Genomic DNA, 17,802 nt, shown 5'->3' on the forward strand with positions numbered 1-17,802 from the left:
ACCTGTTTTCAACAATAGAAGTCGGTTCGTTACTGCAAATCTAGTGATTTCAGACGTGTACGCAATGTGTTCCGGTGGATGCCCAGGCGGTCCGCGGCCTTGGCGCGATTGCCGCCCGTAACGCGCAAAGCTTCCGTGATGAGCGGTTTTTCGATCCAAGCCATCGCAGTCTGATAATGCGACCCATCTTCGCTTGGTTCGCTTCCATCCAGCAATGCCCGGCAAGCGAGCGCCAATTGCCGCTCAAACTTATCAGACGCGTCCGTATCATTATCATTGGCGCGAATATCCTTGGAAAATTCTTGTAAGACCATGTCAGCCGAGATCACGTCATCCGAATAGAGGACTGCCAAACGGCGCACGATGTTCTCCAACTCTCTAACGTTCCCAATCCATTCGTGACGGTGCAGCACTTCGAGTGCATCGGTTGAAAACCGCCGCGACTGGCTGGGGCTGGCGAGTGACAGAAACGCTTCGGCCAACTCGATCGTGTCGCGATCACGTTCAGATAAGGGTGGAATTCGAATTTCGGCGACATTGATGCGGAACAATAAATCATCGCGGAAGCGACCCTCTTCGACCTCTCGCCGCAGATCCTTACGTGTGGCGCAGATAACGCGCGGACGATCAGAAGCTGGAATCAACTCGCTCTCAGTCAAGAACGCCAGCAGGCGTTCCTGCTGCGTCGGCGATAATTCCGCGACCTCATCAATATAAAGGTCACCGCCGTTAACTTTCTGGAGTGTCAGAGATGTGTTTTCATACTCACTCGTGCGCAAAAATGGTCGCTCCCGACGGGGCCCGCCATCATGCAGAAGGCGCGCGACGAGATCTTTCCCAGTTCCGACGGGGCCTTGTATCAGGACCGGCAGATTGGCCGCCGCAAAGCGGGACACAGCCCGGAAAACAGGCTGCATCGCGGCAGAGCGCCCGATCATTGGCAACCCACGCCCTTGCGGAACCTTGGCCCGCCGTGGACCTACGGTCTGTCCGGCGCGCGCGACCGCACTGGTGATTTCATCCAGATCGAACGGTTTAGGCACATATTCAAACACACGGTGCTGGCCAGATTTGATGGCTGTATTGACCGTGTTGTTCGCTGAAATCACAATAATCGGCAGGTTGGGCCGCATCTGCGTCAGCGTGGGCAGGCTTTCAAACACCTCGCGCCCATCCATCATAACGTCTGTCACGACGATGTCGCCATGACCCGCTTCGGCCCATTTTAAAAGCGTTTCCGGATTGTCGGTCGCGCGGACCGTGTGACCCGCGCGGGTCAGGGCTTTTGATAGAACGAGCCGGATACTGTCATCATCATCAGCGAGCAGAACGTCATACTTCATGGTACTCTCCTGTCGGAGCGGGGAGAAGAATTGAGAAGGTCGTGCGGCCCGGCCTAGAGCGAACTTCGACCAGTCCGCCATGCGCTTTGGTCACTTTGGAGACGAGCGCGAGACCCAGTCCCTGCCCATCCCGTTTGGTCGATACGAAGGGTTGAAAGATATGATCTTGCAGATCATCGGCAATGCCCGGCCCATTATCTGTCACATTGATCTGGATCGGAAGATGTCGGCCCTGCCGCCCATTTTCGCCGAGCCCTGTGACGCCGCTACGAAAGGTCGTGGCCAATTCGATTTCGGGGTTATCCGTATCGCAAAGCGCGTCCTGCGCGTTGCGGATCAGGTTCAGTAACGCCTGCATCAGCGTGTCCGCATCGCCAGCCGCGTGAGGCAGCGATGGATCATAACGTTCAGTGAAAACAAGGCGCGGTTCAGCCGATTGCACGATCCGACGCGCCTGTCGCAGCACCGTGTGAATATTGACCGAGTCCATATGGTCTGGATCGCTATCACCAAGGGTTTCCATTCGGTCTGCAAGTCGCCGAATTCGGTCGATTTCCGAGCCAATCAAATCGAGCAGCGCTCGCCCCTCATCCGTCGGCACATCATCGCGCAGCAATTGCGCGGCACCCTTAATGCCCGCGAGTGGGTTCTTCAGCTCATGGGCGATCATTCGTCCCATGCCGGAAACCACGGGTACGCCCATAGCGCTGGCCCGGGGTCTGGGACCCGCTAGCCAGAAGGACACGCCCTGCGATCCGCCTTCCACAGGGAAGACCGTCACATGGCAGGTCAGCGTGACGCCACTGGGCAAGGTCGCCTGACAGCCGCGCGTCGTAAGCGCAGTCGCTGTGTCGCGTGATTTTGCCATTTGCTCGACCAGATCAGGTTGGGTTTTCACGATCTCTGCGATCGGTTTGCCGCTCATCCGCTTTAAACTGTCGCCCGTCCATTCTTGCGCGGACAGATTGGCAAAGCGGATGAGCCCTTCATCGACCTCGAACATCGGAAAGGGCCAATCCTCAATCAGAGACGTGCTCATGCCGCGCTCCGCCGCTGATCTGTAAACAGATTGGACAAGATTTCGTGGACCTCGTCTGGATCATCAGAACGGGCCAAGCGCTGACGCACAGGATCATCGTCCTTTAATCCGGCTTCTGTCGCATATCCGATCAGATGTTTGCGCGCGACGCGAACCGCTTTGCGTTCGGGGTAGAAATCCAGCATTTCTGCATAATGATCGAGCGTGTGCCGCGTTTTCTCCGACGCTGACAATCTATCCGGTTCGGCTGTTCCATCGACAGCCGCCATGATCGGCGAGAGCGCCCAAGGCCGACCGATCAGAGACCGACCGACCATCACGCCGTCAGCGCCAGAACGTGCCAGAGCGGTCATGGCGCTGGAGCCATCTGCAATGTCGCCATTGACGAAGACGGGGACGCTAAGCGCCTCGCTGGTTGGTCGAACGGCCGCCCAATCCGCAACACCTTCGTAGAACTGACATCGCGTCCGCCCGTGCACTGTGATCGCGACGGCACCGACGGCGACGGCATCTGCGGCAATCTGCGGGGCATTCAGGCTTGCATCATCCCAGCCCAGCCGCATCTTGACACTAACCGGGACTGAAACGGCCTTCACAACAGCCTCGACAATGTCCCGCGCTAGTGCTGGTTCGCGCATTAAGGCTGAACCCGACATACCGGTAACAACCTTGCGGGCCGGGCAGCCGAAATTGATGTCGATGAGGTCGGCACCCGCATCTTCTAGCTTTTTCGCCCCTTCGGCCATCCAATGCGGATCACGACCGACAAGCTGCACCGCCATTGGTTTTATGTCCGCACCGCCGGCTGCGCGTGCGACATTTTCCGGATCGTCCTTGGCCAGCCCTTCACCCGCGACCATCTCTGAAACAACAGCGCCCGGGGAGAAGCGCGAGAGTATCCGCCGGAACGGCAAATCAGTTACGCCCGACATGGGCGCGACAAGGACACGTGAGCGTAAGCTCAGCTTGCCGATCTGGATTGGGTTTGGCATCACAGGGCAGCCCTAGCCGAGCGCATGCTCGCGCACAATATTTCAGCACCGGAGACCGACGATATTGACCCACTGCGCACTAATTTTGGTCGCCGCTGGGCGCGGCGAACGCGCCGGAGGTAAAATACCAAAGCAATACAGATTGTTACGCGGAATTCCGCTCCTTGAACACACGCTCAATAATGCATCAAATACAGGATTGTTTGACCGCACAGTGCTTGTCGTTGCGCCAGATGATGATCAGGCCGCAGACTTGTTTCCAGATGTAACGGTTGTCGAGGGCGGCGCATCCCGCACCGCTTCCGTCCGGGCGGGTTTGGACGCTTTGGCCGACAAGCCACCGAGATTCGTGATGATCCATGATGGGGCGCGCCCCTTTCTAGATGCCGAGCTGATATCACCTTTGCTCGCGGCCCTCGAAACCCATGACGGCGCAGTCCCTGCTCTCCCCATCATAGACGCCGTAAAGTCGGTCGATTTCACATCTGTCGACCGCGATCGCTTGCACCGTGTCCAGACGCCGCAGGCGTTCAACTACGCCAAGATCAAAGCCGCTTTCGACGCCCTGCCCCCTGACGCGTCCGCTCATGATGACATCGCTGTTGCGAAAGAGGCCGGATTATCACTCGCCTTCACAGCCGGCTCTGAACGGAATTTCAAGGTGACCTGGCCGGAAGACTTCGCCAAAGCGGACGCCATGCTATCGACATCGACCCTAACCGTGACAGGATCCGGCTTTGACGTACACAAATTGGCCGAGAGCGATCTACCGCTGTGGCTGTGTGGTGTCGAAGTTGAAAGTCGATACACGCTGGTCGGCCATTCCGACGCCGATGTCGGGCTTCATGCGATTACAGACGCCATCCTCGGCGCTGTCGCTCAAGGGGATATTGGCGACCATTTCCCGCCCTCTGATCCGCAATGGAAAGGTGCGAGTTCTGACCAATTTTTGCGCCATGCGATCCATCTTGCCGAACAAGCCGGAGGCACACTTCGTCACATCGACCTGACGATCATTTGCGAAGCACCAAAAGTAAAACCCTATCGCGAGGCCATGCGAGAGCGTGTTGCTGAGATTACGGGGCTTTCGGTCGCGCGCGTCTCGATCAAGGCCACGACAACCGAAACGCTTGGCTTTACCGGGCGCAAAGAAGGTATTGCCGCGCAGGCCTTGGCCACAGTCGAGCTTCCAGTCTAATGGATCCGGTTCTTGCCGATATCTTCCGCCTATCGAAGGACTTGCTAGAGAAAGCACAGACGCGCGGCGTGACGATTGGCGTGGTCGAAAGCTGTACAGGCGGTCTCCTCGGCGCCGCGATCACAGCCATGCCCGGCAGCTCAACGGTTTTTATGGGTGGGTTCATGACTTACTCTAATGACCTAAAAGAGCGGCTAGTCGGCGTTTCTCACGACACTCTGCGCAAGCATGGGGCCGTCAGCGAAGATACAGCACGAGAAATGGCGGCGGGGGCGAGAGAGCGATTGGGCGTCGATCTGGCCATCTCTATCACCGGCGTCGCGGGACCCGGCGGTGGATCAGCAGAGAAACCCATCGGCACAGTTTGCTTTGGCTTGGCGACTTCGGATGGGGTCAGCAGCGAAACACAGCTTTTTGCCGATATGACGCGCAATCGTGTCCGCGATTACGCCGTCATGCACGCGATGAAATGCCTAAGCGAGGCGGTGGGATAGGTCGAGACGCGCCGCTTCTGCGACTAAGTCTACATCCCCGCCGGGCGCGACAATCTCGCAATGCTCCGCCGCTTGTTCGACAAAGATATCTTTGATCACCGTTCGGGCTTCATCAAATTTCTGTTTCAAGAGTGTTTCTAAAGGAAAGACGAGCCGGACTTCGACTTGGAAATCAACCAAAGTCGACCCGTCGGAGAGTTCATGAAATTGCCAGCGGTTGTAGAGCTTTTTTACGGGCCCGCCTTTTCTCGACTTTTCAACGACGATAATGCGTTGCTCCGCGTCGGTTTTGATGCGTGAGGCGAATGTTTCAGCGATACCTTTATAATTGATCATCGCCTCGGCTTCGAACCCGTCCGGTAAGTCCTTGGTCTTACGCAGCGCGCTCATCGCCGGGATGAAATCGGGGTAGCGCTCAACATCAGTGACAAGGCTCATCACGCAATCGGGCGCATGCGGAACTCGCTCTAGGAAACTCGTAGACGGCACTAAGCACCCGCCCCAAGCTTGGCATCGCGAGCCGCGCGAAGCTGCGCAAAATCACTATCTGCGTGATAGGAAGACCGTGTCAGCGGGCTCGCCGCCACCATCAGAAAACCTTTAGCGCGGGCGATTGTCTCGTAGGCTTTGAACTCTTCCGGTGTCACGAAGCGCTTGAGTTCTGCGTGACGCCGTGTGGGCTGCAAATATTGGCCAATGGTTAGAAAATCGATCCCGGCGGAACGCATATCGTCCATCACCTGCATGACCTCTTCCTTGGTTTCACCCAAGCCAACCATCAGGCCGGACTTCGTGAACTGGCTCGGATCCCGCTCTTTCACTCGCTCTAGCAGACGCAAAGAGTGATAATATCGCGCACCGGGACGGATCGATAAATAGAGACGCGGCACGGTTTCCAGATTGTGGTTGAACACATCTGGACGGGCATCGATCACCCGGTTTGGAGCATCGCCCTTACGCAAAAAGTCCGGCGTTAGAATTTCAATGGTCGTTTTCGGTGATTTGGAGCGGATCGCTTCGATCACGTCTACGAAATGCTGCGCACCGCCATCGGCCAGATCATCCCGATCCACCGACGTGATCACGACATGTTGCAGACCCATCTCAAACACCGCTTCGGCAATCTTGCCCGGTTCATAAGCATCAACATCCTGCGGTAGTCCCGTCGCAACATTGCAGAACGCACAAGCGCGGGTGCAAATCTCGCCAAGGATCATGAAGGTCGCATGGCTTTTCTCCCAGCATTCCCCGATATTGGGACAGGCCGCCTCTTCGCAAACCGTGACAAGACCCTTGTCCTTCACGATTTTGCGCGTCGCAGCATAACCTTCAGAGGTCGGCGCCTTGACCCTGATCCATTTCGGTTTGCGCAGCACGTCAGTCTCAGGCCGATTGGCCTTTTCCGGATGTCTCGGCTTCGCCGGAACGGGTCTGTTATGAAGATCGATAAGCGTAGCCATAAGAGCCCGTAATTGGCGTGCGCCGCCTCAATTCACAAGAGGCGAATGCGGGTGGCTAGCTTGCGGCTCCGAGCACGCTATCCCAATCGAAACCAACCAAGACTTCGCTCTGCTCCCACAGCTTAGCCGCCTTATCCTGTCTGAGCGCCTTTGGATGAACCGCGGCGTCGCCCACCGGGCCGCGCATGTCTTGAACGCCCGTCGGTCCGTAATACCCTCCGGGACGAGCATTCGGGTCTGACGCCGCTAAAACTGTCGGATAAGACCCGTATTTGGATGGTTGCGCCAATATAGCTGTGACTGGCTTGTAAATCAGCCTCAGAAGCCCCGTCGGGCCCGTGCTCGTCAATTCCGTCGACGAATAACCCGGGTGAACCGCGTAACTCGTTACGTCACTTCCAGCAGCGTCCAATTTTCGTTGTAACTCCAAAGCAAACATGAGGTTGGCGAGCTTACTCTGACCATAAGCCACAGACGGGTTGTAGACCGTACGCTCATACATCAGGTCCTTCAGGTTAAGTCGACCAAACTTGTGCGCGATGGATGCAACAGTCACGATTCGACCCGACGCCGCCGCGACCAATGGGAACAACAGCCCATCGAGCAAAAAATGTCCAAGATGATTGGTGCCGAGCTGCAACTCAAACCCATCTTTGGTTTTCAGCTTTGGTGTCTGCATGATGCCCGCATTATTGATCAGCACATCAAGCTTGGGCGATAAAGTCTTCACTTGCTTAGCCGCGGCTTGGATCGACGCCAAATCGGCCAAATCTAGTTGAACCAATGTCGCCGTGCCTCCGCCGAGCGCATTCACCTCCGCCACGGCCGCTTCACCCTTGGCCAGAGTTCGCGAACAGAGCAGTATATCCGCTCCACGCGCGGCCAGTATTTTCGCCGCATCCAGTCCGATTCCGGAGTTCCCACCCGTAATCAAAATGGTCTTACCGGACTGATCCCCCATGCGATCCGGGGTCCATCCGCGTTTAATGCTTTTGAAGAGAGGCTTAGGTTTGATCATGACAGCACCCTACGCACAAATGACGCGATCACCTAACCCTCCATCTTTCTCAGTTTTTTAACGCAGGATTGATAGGTTCTGTCCGTGAGACGTTCATGAGCATAACTTCAAACGCCATTGGCCAGATCGTTCATGTCCGCAACGGACACGACAATTTCTTCACGCCACTTCGTTTGATCTTCGCTTTGCTGGTGATGATCGGGCATGCTTTCGCGATTGCGCATGGCGATGCGGACCGAGAACCGCAGGTCTTTTTCCACTACACGTTCAGCTACTTAGCGGTAAATTTGTTCTTCATCACGAGTGGGTTTCTAGTTACAAAATCAATGCTTTACCGAGGCGACAGTCCGGCCTTCGTGTCGGCTCGGGTTTTGCGCATTTTCCCGGCTCTAGCGGTTCACGTTTTTTTCGTTATGCTCATCGTTGGGCCATTGGCGACGTCCCTGCCCCTGACAGACTATTTCACCACGCCGAGCCTGTGGTTGGAACCGTTTAAAGTGCTGAGCTTCGTCAATACGGATATGATCCTTCCGGGCGCTTTCGAGACCAATGGCGAGCAATTTGCCTCTGCCCCGCTCTGGACGCTGCGGTTTGAAATACTCTGCTATATCGCCACTTTGCTTGCATTCTCGCTCGGATTGATGCGGAAAAAATGGATGGTGTTAGCGCAGTTCGTCGTTCCCGCACTAGCTTGGATCGTAGGGCACAGCTTTGGCTTGTTTGAAGCACTGCCGGGATCAATTGAAAATATGGTCCGCTTCGGCATCGCTTACGGACTTGGCGCCGTGATTTTTGCCTATCGCGAACGGATCGCGTTCCACTGGATCGGTATCCCGGTCTGGTTCGGTCTGTGCTGGCTCCTAAGGAACAGCCCAGTCCTCGAAGTGGTCATGAATGGACTATTGGCGACAATCGTCATGTTCACGGCCTATGCCCGCCTGCCTAAACTGCAGGGACTGCAGCGTTTAGACGACATTTCCTATGGCCTTTACATCTATCACTGGGCGGTAATGCAGGTGGCGTTTTACTGGTTCCCGCAACTCGGCGTCGCCACGCTTTTCTTAGCCGCATTGCCCGTCGTGATTTTACTCGCTTGGTTATCCTGGACCTATGTCGAAAAACCGATGCTAGCCCACAAACCCAGATTTGGTGAATGGCTCCGCTTTGGACGCAGACCCCGCCCCTATGATGAAAGAACGGTCTTGCTAGACTAGAAGTGGATCGTGCGGTCAAAAGCCGACAATGTCGCTTCGTGCATCATTTCCGAAAGTGTCGGATGCGGGAACACCGTCTCGATCAACTCATGCTCTGTTGTTTCGAGCGTTTGCGCAATTGTGTAGCCTTGGATCAGTTCCGTCACTTCCGCCCCGATCATATGCGCGCCCAGCAGTTCGCCTGACTTCGCGTCGAACACGGTTTTGACGAAGCCTTCCGCCTCGCCCAAAGCGATAGCCTTACCATTACCGATGAAGGGGAACTTGCCAACTTTGACCTCGTAACCCGCCTCTTTGGCCTGCGCTTCTGTATGGCCGACACTGGCGACCTGAGGATGGCAGTAGGTGCAGCCCGGAATTCGGTTCACATTAAGCGGATGCGGCGATTGCCCCGCGATCTTCTCGATGCAGATAATACCTTCATGCGACGCCTTGTGAGCCAGCCAAGGCGGCCCCGTCACATCACCAATGGCATAGAGCCCCGGCACACCCGTCCGTGAAAACTCATCGGTCTGAATATGGCTACGGTCGATTTTAACGCCTAGCGCGTCCAAGCCCATATCCTCAACATTACCAACAATTCCCACAGCTAGAATCACCCGGTCAAACTCTGATGCTTCCGTTTTATCGCCCATTGTGAAGGTTGCTGTGACCGACTTAGCCCCTGGTTTGACCGACGCTTGCGTGTTCAGCTTGAATGTGAGCCCGCGCTTTTCGAACTGTTTCTGTGCAAAGGCCGACACTTCAGCGTCTTCTGCAGGCAGGATACGATCCATCATTTCCACAACAGTTGTCTCGGCTCCGAAGGCTGAGAAGAAGCTGGCGAATTCCATACCAATTGCGCCGGATCCAATGACGAGCAAACGCTTTGGGATTGTGTCCGGCACCATCGCTTCGCGCGCGGTCCAGATGAATTTTCCGTCGGGTTCCAAACCCGCTGGCGGTATCGTCCGCGCCCGCGCGCCCGATGCGACGATTACGTGATCGGCCGTATAGTCCTTACCGTCGACGCTCACGACTGGCGCAGCCTTACCTTTTTTCAGAGAGGCATGACCGGCAATGACCGTAACCTTATTCTTTTTCATCAGATGTTTGACGCCGCCAGACAGCTGAGCGGCAATGTCGCGTGACCGTTTGACGATGGCTTTAAGGTCGTATCCCGTCTCAGCCGACAACCCATAGGCCGAGGCATGTTGCATATTATGATAGACCTCAGCGGAGCGCAGCATCGCTTTAGTCGGGATGCAGCCCCAATTGAGGCATACGCCGCCCAGCTCGGCTTTTTCGATCACCGCGACCTTCATGCCAAGCTGGCTGGCACGGATTGCGGTGACATAGCCACCCGGTCCGGACCCAATGATAATAACGTCGAAATCAGCCATGAAATTCCTCACTCGTAGCGAGGGCGCTTTGGCAGATTTTAGCGATGATTCACAGGGTGATTTCCGCGATGATTTTCGGAGTGATTACTGGCCGGGCTGGCGGGTCGCCGTCACTGACCGGATAATCTCTAACCGGATCGGATCGGATAATTCCTTGATCTCAACCGTATCCAGTACGGCAAACGCTTCATCCATACGGCCCGCCGTGGCGTGACTAATGCCAATCCGCTGTCGCGCCGTGTCACGCAACTCTGGCGACGATAGGCGCTCAACCATACCCTCGGCGACATCATAGCGTCGTTCAGCCAGCGAAAAGTGCAGAATATTGAGAAATGCATCGTCCCGTGCATCCGTGATTTCAAGCCGTCCGGCCTGATCTATCAATGTGTCGAAAACAGCCGGGTCGACGGGCGGCGGCTGATCCGGACTTCGAACGGTCACGCGGGGCGTTGGCACAGTGTCGCGACGGGGTAGATAATCTTCGAGCCAGCCTTTCTTGCGCGCCGGCGTTCCGTCTTCAACGGGCTGACCAATCCGACTATTCAGCGGATCCGGTGTTTCCGTAGTAGCCAGATCTTGTCCGGGAGCGTTCGGCTGATCACGACCCAGCAAACGGTCAACCACGCCGACATCTTGGGCCGAGCCACCGGATCGGAGTTCAGGCTTTATGGGGACAGACGGCGCTGCTTCAGGGCCAGCCCGCAGCTTGGCGAGCGTTTCTTCGTCCATAGCAAGATACATGGCGCCGCCCGCGAGGACGGCGGATATTACCCCTGCGGTCAGAAATTTAAGCACCATGACGGGCTCCGGCGAGACTCACCTCAACGCGTAGGGAGCCGGGCGAGCGACCTCAACCCAACTCAACCGTCAGGGGAATTTCTTTTACAGCATCATCGTCAGCGGATTCTGGATCAAACCCTTGAAATGTTGCAGCCAACGCGCGCCAGCCGCGCCATCGACAACCCGATGATCGCAAGTCAACGTCACAGTCATAACTGTGGCAATTGCTAAGGCGCCGTCTTTGACGACAGCTCGGGGTTCACCAGCGCCGACTGACAAGATCATGCCGTGCGGTTCATTGATGATCGAGCCGAATTCGCGAATGCCAAACATACCCAAATTGGAGATGGAAAAGCTTCCGCCCTGATATTCTTGTGGCTTGAGTTTGCCGTCTCTGGCCCGCGTGGCGAGGTCTTTCATCTCACTAGAGATGGTCGAGAGACCTTTGTTTTCTGCCTCCCGCACAATCGGCGTGATCAGCCCCCGATCGCTGGCCACAGCGACGGCTACATCGGCTTTATGATGATAGGCAATCCCATCCGCCGTATAGCTCGCATTGCTCTCCGGCACGGCCTTGAGCGACAGAGCGCAGGCACGGATCAGCATGTCATTGACGCTAATCTTGACACCTTCGGGCGCTTGGCCGTTCAATTCTTTGCGCATGGCTAATAGTGCATCGATTTCGCAATCAATGGTCAGCGGGAAGTCTGGCACATTGATGTTGGAGGATGTCAGGCGACGCGCGATGACCTTCTGCACGCCGTCGAGCGGTTCCAGACGATAGCTTTCGGGCGCGATCCCCATTTTCGACAGTGCCTCAGCGCCTTCCGTTGCACGGGGAAGCCCGACTTCGGTTGTGGTCGCGGCAACCGGCTGCGCAGCCGTGTCCGGTCTAGGCGCGGTTTTGGTGTCTGTTCTGGGGGCAGATTGTGCCGCTTCGACGTCCGCTTTGACGATCCGACCCTTCGGACCAGAGCCAGAGATGGAAGCCAGATCGAGTCCCGCTTGTTCAGCAAGACGCTTGGCGAGCGGAGACGCAAATACCCGGTCACCTGACGATGTAGACATGGACGGGGCCGCTGCAGCCGCAGGCTCATCAGCAGTCGCCGCTTTGGTTTCTGGAGCTGGTTTCGGAGTGGCCGCATCCTCAGTTTTCGGCGCGGCACTACCGCCCGCGCTATAACCATCCAGCGCGCTAGCATCCTCACCCTCTTCCAACAGCAAAGCGATCGGCGCGTTGACCTTCACCCCTTCCGTTCCACCTGGGACCAGCAGTTTAGCAACGGTGCCTTCATCAACGGCTTCAACTTCCATCGTCGCCTTATCAGTTTCGATCTCAGCAAGAACGTCACCCGACGCGACCGTATCGCCTTCTTTCACAAGCCACGTCGCCAGTGTGCCCTCTTCCATGGTCGGGGAGAGAGCGGGCATGAGGATTTCAATGGGCATGTTCAGCCTTCAAATTCAAATTTCGTGTCCGCACGATCAGATAGAGTCCAAACCCTACGGCAACGCCCGGCACGAGGCCGAGCAGAATACAAATCCAGCCCTGCTTGATCCCGAAAGTATGGCGTTCATACAGGATCCAGAGGGTCAGAATAACCCAGCATAAAATAGCATCCCACGCATATCCAGAGGCATATGGATTGACGAACCCCGCCATCGCGGCGGCGATGGGATCGCCATCCGCAAGTAAGGCTGGAACAACGGTCGATATAAAAATCGCCGTGAAAGCGAGCGCGACCAAGCCTACAGATATGTGAAAGGCCCGCGCTGACATACTACGGAGTTTGGCGAACGAAGACCTTGGACGCGATCTCCCACTCCCCATCGATTTTCACGAGGGTCAGCGCATCATAGAAACGATCCGCTGAGCGGAACATCACGGTGGCAATACGACCATCGGCCACGTCAATATTCATAATCTCGCCGTCACGCGCTGGGGCGTCCGGTCTGGGCGTTTCTGACCAGTTGACGATCACATCGCTCATCTTCGGCCAGACGCGCAAATATTCGTCACCGTCATCATTTATAGTGACGCCAAACATCGACGCGTCATCGTTGAAAGCGCGGTCGAGCCGTTCAAAGCTTCCCTGCCCCTGCCCCTCAAAGTAATCCATGACCGCAGCCTTGATCTTGGTGCGATCAGAAAAAGACGGCGCTGTCATCGAGATAGGTTCTGTGACGTTCGCTTCCACAGACACGCAAGCTGACAAGCCGACGACGGCAACCCCGGCCAAAGCCAATTTCAAATACTGCATTCTCTCTCTCCTTTTAAGTCGAAGCCATTCGCTGGCACGCGATATGATTTTCTATTTAGTCTTTGTAGCACACGGCTTTCGCTGCCTTGACCACATCTTCCGTTCCCGGAAGGCTGAGCGCTTCTAGGTTGGCGGCGTAGGGCAGCGGAACGTCTTTTTGGTGCACGCGCGCGGGTGGAGCGTCAAGATAATCGAAAGCTTCAGCCACGACACGCGCGGCGATTTCTGCTCCGACGCCGTGCTGTCCCCAGCCCTCTTCGGCGCAGACGATGCGATTGGTTTTCTTGACGGACTCAATAACTGTGTCTGTGTCGAGCGGACGCAGCGTCCGCATGTCGATCACTTCTGCGTCGATCCCGTCTTGTGCAAGGATTTCGGCGGCTTCGAGCGCAAACTGCACCATGCGAGAATGCGCCGTAATGGTCACGTCCGAGCCTTCGCGGCGGATCTTCGCTTTGCCAATCGGAATAATGAAATCATCCATGTCGGGCACGTCGAAACTCTCGCCATAGATCAGCTCATGCTCCAAGAAGACGACCGGGTTCGGGTCGCGGATCGCCGCTTTGAGCAAGCCTTTGGCATCTGCCGCATCATAGGGCGCGACCACTTTCAGGCCCGGCACATGGGCATACCAGCTGGAATAATCTTGGCTGTGTTGCGCACCAACGCGGGACGCTGCACCGTTCGGCCCCCGGAAGACAATCGGACAGCGCATCTGTCCGCCGGACATATAGAGCGTTTTGGCAGCGGAGTTAATGACATGGTCGATGGCCTGCATGGCGAAATTCCACGTCATGAATTCAACGATGGGACGCAAGCCACCGAAAGCCGCGCCGACACCAATCCCAGCAAAGCCGTGTTCGGTAATCGGCGTGTCGATCACACGTTTCGCACCGAATTCCTGCAGGAGTTCGCGCGTGACTTTGTAAGCCCCCTGATATTCGGCGACTTCCTCGCCCATAACGAAAACAGTTTCGTCGCGGCGCATTTCTTCGGCCATCGCATCACGCAGGGCGTCCCGCACGGTGGTCGAAACCATCTTGATATTGGTCGGAATGTCTGGGTCATTCGCCACAGCTTTACCGACGGGGGCCTGCGCCTCAGAGCCATCGCGAGCCGCCGAGTCGTTCTCAGGATGGTCAGGGCCAGTCGAGCCGGGCTTATCGTCGCCCTTATCATCGTTAGTGACGTCCGTTGGCGCGACGAGATCATCCGCGCTATCGCCATCTTCCAGCAATTGAGCGATCACGACGCCAACTTTGACGCCCTCGCTGCCTTCTGCGACCAGCAGCTTACCGATTGTGCCTTCGTCAATCGCTTCGACTTCCATCGTCGCTTTATCGGTCTCAATCTCGGCCAGAATATCGCCGGATTGGACACTATCGCCTTCCTTCACCATCCATTTGGCGAGGGTGCCTTCCTCCATCGTCGGAGACAAGGCCGGCATCTGAATATCGATAGCCATTAGGTAACCAGCTCCACGAGCAAGATGAGTATGCCAACGATCGACACGGCCCAAGCCACCGTCCGAAGGACCGGAATACCGAACCAGTACAGCGGGGCAAATGCCAGGCGACCATAGAAGAACAAGGCTGCGCCCAACGCCGTCATCGACGTAGTTTGGGACGAATAAACGGTGATCATGACCAACGGGATGAACATGATCATGCCTTCAGTGAAGTTAGCCTGAGCCCGGCGGGCTCGTGCATGAAGGGGCGAAACACCGTCCGCTGGCATTTTATCGCGCGGACCAAGAAGGTCACCGAGCGTGACTTTGCCGGAAAAGGTGGCAGCAATGGCCTGGAAAACAATCATCGCCAGGTAAAGGGCGACGGCAGACAGCAGATAATTGATTTCTGTTGGCATCGCTTACGCCTCCACGTCGATCAGAACGTCAGTCCATAGCTCAGACGGATCAGGCTCTGGGCTTTCAATCGCAAAATCAGCTGACTCTTTGACGACAGCCTTGATGTCCTTGTCGATCGCCTTGAGTTCATCCTCATCGGCCCAACCTTCTTTGAGCAAACGCGTTTTCACAGCGTCGATAGGATCATGGTCTGCGCGGGTCTTGGTGACTTCATCGCGCGAGCGGTATTTCGCGGGGTCGGACATAGAGTGGCCGCGATAACGGTAGGTCTTCATTTCCAAAATCATGGGACCCTTGCCCGAACGAGCATGCTTGATCGCCTCTGCGGCAGCGTCGCGCACGGCGAGAACATCCATGCCGTCGACCAGTCGACCCTCAATTTCAAAGCTAATACCGCGCTTAAATAGTTCAGTTTCGGCCGAAGCACGCTGCACGCTCGTCCCCATCGCATATTGATTGTTTTCAATCACGAAGATGACCGGCAGATCCCACAGCTTCGCCATGTTGAAGGCCTCATAGACCTGACCTTGGTTTGACGCGCCGTCCCCAAAAAAGGCGAGGCTCACCGCTTTATTGTCGAGGTATTGGTTGGCGAAGGCCAATCCGGCCCCAATCGGCACTTGCGCGCCAACAATGCCGTGGCCGCCGTAGAACTTCTTCTCGGTTGAGAACATATGCATCGAGCCGCCCTTACCCTTGGAATAGCCCGTGGCGCGACCCGTCAGTTCGGCCATCACACCTTTCGGGTCCATGTCGAGCGCCAGCATATGACCGTGATCCCGGTAACCCGTAATCATCTGGTCGCCATCTTTCATGGCGGCCTTACAGCCAGTCACAACGGCTTCTTGACCGATATAAAGGTGACAGAAGCCGGCGATTTGCCCCATGCCGTAAAGCTGACCTGCCCGTTCTTCGAAACGGCGGATCAGTAGCATGTCTCGATAATAACCGAGGAGCTCGCCCTTATCGGTTTTGCGAGCCTCAGAGCTCGTCGTCTTCTTGGATTCATTGGCCATTAGGCACCTCGACAGCGGTGTCAGGAGTGTCGTTTCGGGATTCTGAGCGCTTCTTTACACGCTCTGCCTAAGGGTCAAGCCATATTGTGATTTCACCAGGCTTTGCGACGAATAAACTGCGCCTTGCTTCTATATCTAGCGCGTCCAAGTCTAGCGAGTCAGCTGAGAGCAGATCGACATCAGCCTGCAGAGACTCACGACGTGCCTCCAAAGCAGCGAGCTTCACTTGCAAATGTTTGGCGCGTTCCGTGTGTTCCATCCACCGGACTAACCCTTGGCTGCCTGATAGCGCATGAAATCCGAGATAAAGATAGAGGATGAGCAAAGCCGCGGCAGGCGCGCGGCGCTTGAAATCTGGAAGTTTGATTTTGGCCCGCAACATGACCCGCCAGATATGGGCGGATCAGGGTTTACACTCGGTAAAGACTCAGCCCGAATCGGGCGGCAACGCTCAGTTTTTTAGGACTGACCGTCCGGCATAGTGCGCCATTTCACCGAGCTGTTCTTCGATGCGAAGAAGCTGATTATATTTGGCCAACCGGTCCGAACGCGCGAGGCTGCCTGTTTTGATCTGTCCGCAATTCGTTGCGACAGCGAGATCCGCAATCGTCGTGTCTGATGTTTCACCAGAGCGGTGGCTCATCACGGCCGTGAAGCCCGCACGATGCGCCATATCAACGGCGTCCAAGGTCTCGGACAATGTTCCGATTTGGTTGACCTTAACGAGAATAGAGTTGGCCGCCCCCATTTCGATGCCGGATTTCAACCGAACCGGATTGGTGACAAACAAATCATCGCCGACCAGTTGAACCCGGTCGCCGATCCGGTTTTGCAGCTCAACCCAGCCTGTCCAATCATCTTCGGCCATGCCGTCTTCGATTGAAATGATCGGATAGTCGTCGGTCAACTTCGCGAGATAGTCGACGAACTCGATGGAGGACAGGCTCTTACCTTCGCCCTTGAGCTCGTAACGACCGTCTTTGAAAAATTCAGTCGAGGCCACGTCGAGCGCGAGGAAAACGTCGTCGCCTGCTTTATAGCCCGCCGCTTCAATCGCCTTGAGGATATAGTCGAGTGCATCCCGTGTGCTGGACAGGTTTGGCGCAAAGCCGCCTTCATCGCCGACATTGGTGTTGTGACCGTCAGCTTTCAGCTTAGCCTTGAGCGAATGAAAAATTTCCGCGCCACAGCGCAAAGCCTCAGAAAAGCTTTCTGCACCGACCGGCATGACCATGAATTCCTGCACATCAATCGGATTGTCGGCATGTTCGCCACCATTGATGATATTCATCATCGGCACTGGCAGGACATGCGCGTTAGCGCCGCCAACATAGCGATAGAGTGGCACTTGTTGAGAGTCGGCCACAGCCTTGGCGAGTGCAAGCGAGACGCCGAGCGTGGCATTCGCACCGAGACGAGCCTTATTGTCGGTTCCGTCTAATTCTTTGAGAATTTCGTCGATGCCACGCTGGTTTTCAGCATCTAGGCCTTCGATCGTATCGGCGATCTCGTCATTGACGTTATTAACCGCTTTGCGGACGCCCTTGCCAAGATAGCGATCCTTGTCGCCATCGCGCAGTTCGACCGCCTCATGTGCGCCGGTGGACGCACCACTTGGCACGGCGGCACGACCAAAGCCGCCATCACTGAGCGTAATGTCGACTTCAAGTGTCGGATTGCCTCGACTGTCAAGGATTTCGCGCGCGAAGACCGTTTCGATCTCAACCATGGGAAATCC

19 protein-coding genes are annotated in these 17,802 nt (G+C 56.2%); 3 read left to right on the top strand and 16 right to left on the bottom strand.

The features are described 5' to 3' along the window. Positions 1–29: 29 nt before the first annotated feature. Genes QQL54_RS07575 through dusB form a run of 3 tightly spaced genes read right to left on the bottom strand, consistent with a single transcriptional unit; the run spans position 30 to position 3,374 of the window. Positions 30–1,343, bottom strand: coding sequence for a sigma 54-interacting transcriptional regulator (locus QQL54_RS07575; protein ID WP_284389242.1), 1,314 nt, complete (start codon positions 1,341–1,343; stop codon positions 30–32). After that, positions 1,333–2,382, bottom strand: a complete 1,050-nt coding sequence (locus tag QQL54_RS07580; protein ID WP_284389246.1) for a two-component system sensor histidine kinase NtrB — start codon at positions 2,380–2,382, stop codon at positions 1,333–1,335. Before QQL54_RS07580 ends, QQL54_RS07575 begins: the two co-directional genes overlap by 11 nt. Further along, a complete protein-coding gene (dusB, locus tag QQL54_RS07585; RefSeq protein WP_284389433.1) occupies positions 2,379–3,374 on the bottom strand; it encodes a tRNA dihydrouridine synthase DusB in 996 nt (331 codons plus the stop codon). Before dusB ends, QQL54_RS07580 begins: the two co-directional genes overlap by 4 nt. Positions 3,375–3,438: 64 nt before the next feature. Here dusB and QQL54_RS07590 point away from each other — a divergent pair, with 64 nt between their 5' ends. Next, on the top strand, positions 3,439–4,572 hold the full coding sequence (locus QQL54_RS07590; RefSeq protein WP_284389248.1) for a bifunctional 2-C-methyl-D-erythritol 4-phosphate cytidylyltransferase/2-C-methyl-D-erythritol 2,4-cyclodiphosphate synthase: 1,134 nt from the start codon (positions 3,439–3,441) through the stop codon (positions 4,570–4,572). Further along, the gene (locus QQL54_RS07595; RefSeq protein WP_284389250.1) at positions 4,572–5,066 is read left to right on the top strand and encodes a CinA family protein; all 495 of its coding nucleotides are present in this window, start codon (positions 4,572–4,574) and stop codon (positions 5,064–5,066) included. The genes QQL54_RS07590 and QQL54_RS07595 overlap by 1 nt, the downstream gene beginning before the upstream one ends. Here the strand turns inward: QQL54_RS07595 and QQL54_RS07600 are convergent. From QQL54_RS07600 to QQL54_RS07610, 3 genes are read right to left on the bottom strand one after another with little or no spacing between them, the layout of a single operon-like run. Next, entirely contained in the window at positions 5,046–5,555 is a 510-nt protein-coding gene (locus tag QQL54_RS07600; protein ID WP_284389252.1) for an SRPBCC family protein, read from the bottom strand. The two genes, QQL54_RS07595 and QQL54_RS07600, sit on opposite strands and share 21 nt — an antisense overlap. Next, positions 5,555–6,526, bottom strand: a complete 972-nt coding sequence (gene lipA / locus QQL54_RS07605) for a lipoyl synthase (protein ID WP_284389254.1) — start codon at positions 6,524–6,526, stop codon at positions 5,555–5,557. Before lipA ends, QQL54_RS07600 begins: the two co-directional genes overlap by 1 nt. 55 nt (positions 6,527–6,581) lie before the next feature. After that, a complete protein-coding gene (locus QQL54_RS07610; protein ID WP_284389257.1) occupies positions 6,582–7,544 on the bottom strand; it encodes an oxidoreductase in 963 nt (320 codons plus the stop codon). Positions 7,545–7,639: 95 nt separating this feature from the next. Between QQL54_RS07610 and QQL54_RS07615 the strand changes: the two genes are divergently transcribed. Then, entirely contained in the window at positions 7,640–8,758 is a 1,119-nt protein-coding gene (locus QQL54_RS07615) for an acyltransferase family protein (RefSeq protein ID WP_284389259.1), read from the top strand. On the opposite strand, the gene lpdA is transcribed toward QQL54_RS07615, so the two are convergent. The 10 genes from lpdA to eno all read right to left on the bottom strand — a co-directional run bounded on the left by lpdA (position 8,755) and on the right by eno (position 17,793). Further along, positions 8,755–10,140, bottom strand: a complete 1,386-nt coding sequence (lpdA, locus tag QQL54_RS07620) for a dihydrolipoyl dehydrogenase (protein WP_284389261.1) — start codon at positions 10,138–10,140, stop codon at positions 8,755–8,757. The genes QQL54_RS07615 and lpdA overlap by 4 nt on opposite strands. Positions 10,141–10,224: 84 nt before the next feature. After that, positions 10,225–10,938, bottom strand: coding sequence for a hypothetical protein (locus QQL54_RS07625; RefSeq protein WP_284389263.1), 714 nt, complete (start codon positions 10,936–10,938; stop codon positions 10,225–10,227). An 84-nt stretch (positions 10,939–11,022) separates the two neighbouring features. Continuing rightward, positions 11,023–12,369, bottom strand: a complete 1,347-nt coding sequence (locus tag QQL54_RS07630) for a pyruvate dehydrogenase complex dihydrolipoamide acetyltransferase (RefSeq protein WP_348520679.1) — start codon at positions 12,367–12,369, stop codon at positions 11,023–11,025. Further along, positions 12,359–12,700, bottom strand: coding sequence for a DUF2834 domain-containing protein (locus tag QQL54_RS07635; protein ID WP_284389267.1), 342 nt, complete (start codon positions 12,698–12,700; stop codon positions 12,359–12,361). The genes QQL54_RS07630 and QQL54_RS07635 overlap by 11 nt, the downstream gene beginning before the upstream one ends. Before the next feature lies 1 nt (position 12,701). Next, a complete protein-coding gene (locus QQL54_RS07640) occupies positions 12,702–13,181 on the bottom strand; it encodes a nuclear transport factor 2 family protein (protein ID WP_284389268.1) in 480 nt (159 codons plus the stop codon). Between the two features lie 55 nt (positions 13,182–13,236). Beyond that, positions 13,237–14,646: a pyruvate dehydrogenase complex E1 component subunit beta gene (locus QQL54_RS07645; RefSeq protein WP_284389270.1), complete on the bottom strand. Its 1,410-nt coding sequence runs from the start codon at positions 14,644–14,646 to the stop codon at positions 13,237–13,239. Further along, positions 14,646–15,047, bottom strand: coding sequence for an MAPEG family protein (locus QQL54_RS07650; protein WP_284389272.1), 402 nt, complete (start codon positions 15,045–15,047; stop codon positions 14,646–14,648). The genes QQL54_RS07645 and QQL54_RS07650 overlap by 1 nt, the downstream gene beginning before the upstream one ends. Before the next feature lie 3 nt (positions 15,048–15,050). After that, entirely contained in the window at positions 15,051–16,064 is a 1,014-nt protein-coding gene (gene pdhA, locus QQL54_RS07655) for a pyruvate dehydrogenase (acetyl-transferring) E1 component subunit alpha (RefSeq protein WP_284389273.1), read from the bottom strand. A 67-nt stretch (positions 16,065–16,131) separates the two neighbouring features. After that, a complete protein-coding gene (locus QQL54_RS07660) occupies positions 16,132–16,446 on the bottom strand; it encodes an FtsB family cell division protein (protein WP_284389275.1) in 315 nt (104 codons plus the stop codon). 69 nt (positions 16,447–16,515) lie between these two features. Continuing rightward, positions 16,516–17,793: a phosphopyruvate hydratase gene (gene eno / locus QQL54_RS07665; protein ID WP_284389277.1), complete on the bottom strand. Its 1,278-nt coding sequence runs from the start codon at positions 17,791–17,793 to the stop codon at positions 16,516–16,518. Between the last annotated feature and the right edge of the window lie 9 nt (positions 17,794–17,802).

It is taken from the genome of Algimonas ampicilliniresistens, assembly GCF_030159955.1.
Classification (GTDB): Bacteria; Pseudomonadota; Alphaproteobacteria; order Caulobacterales; family Maricaulaceae; genus Litorimonas; species Litorimonas ampicilliniresistens.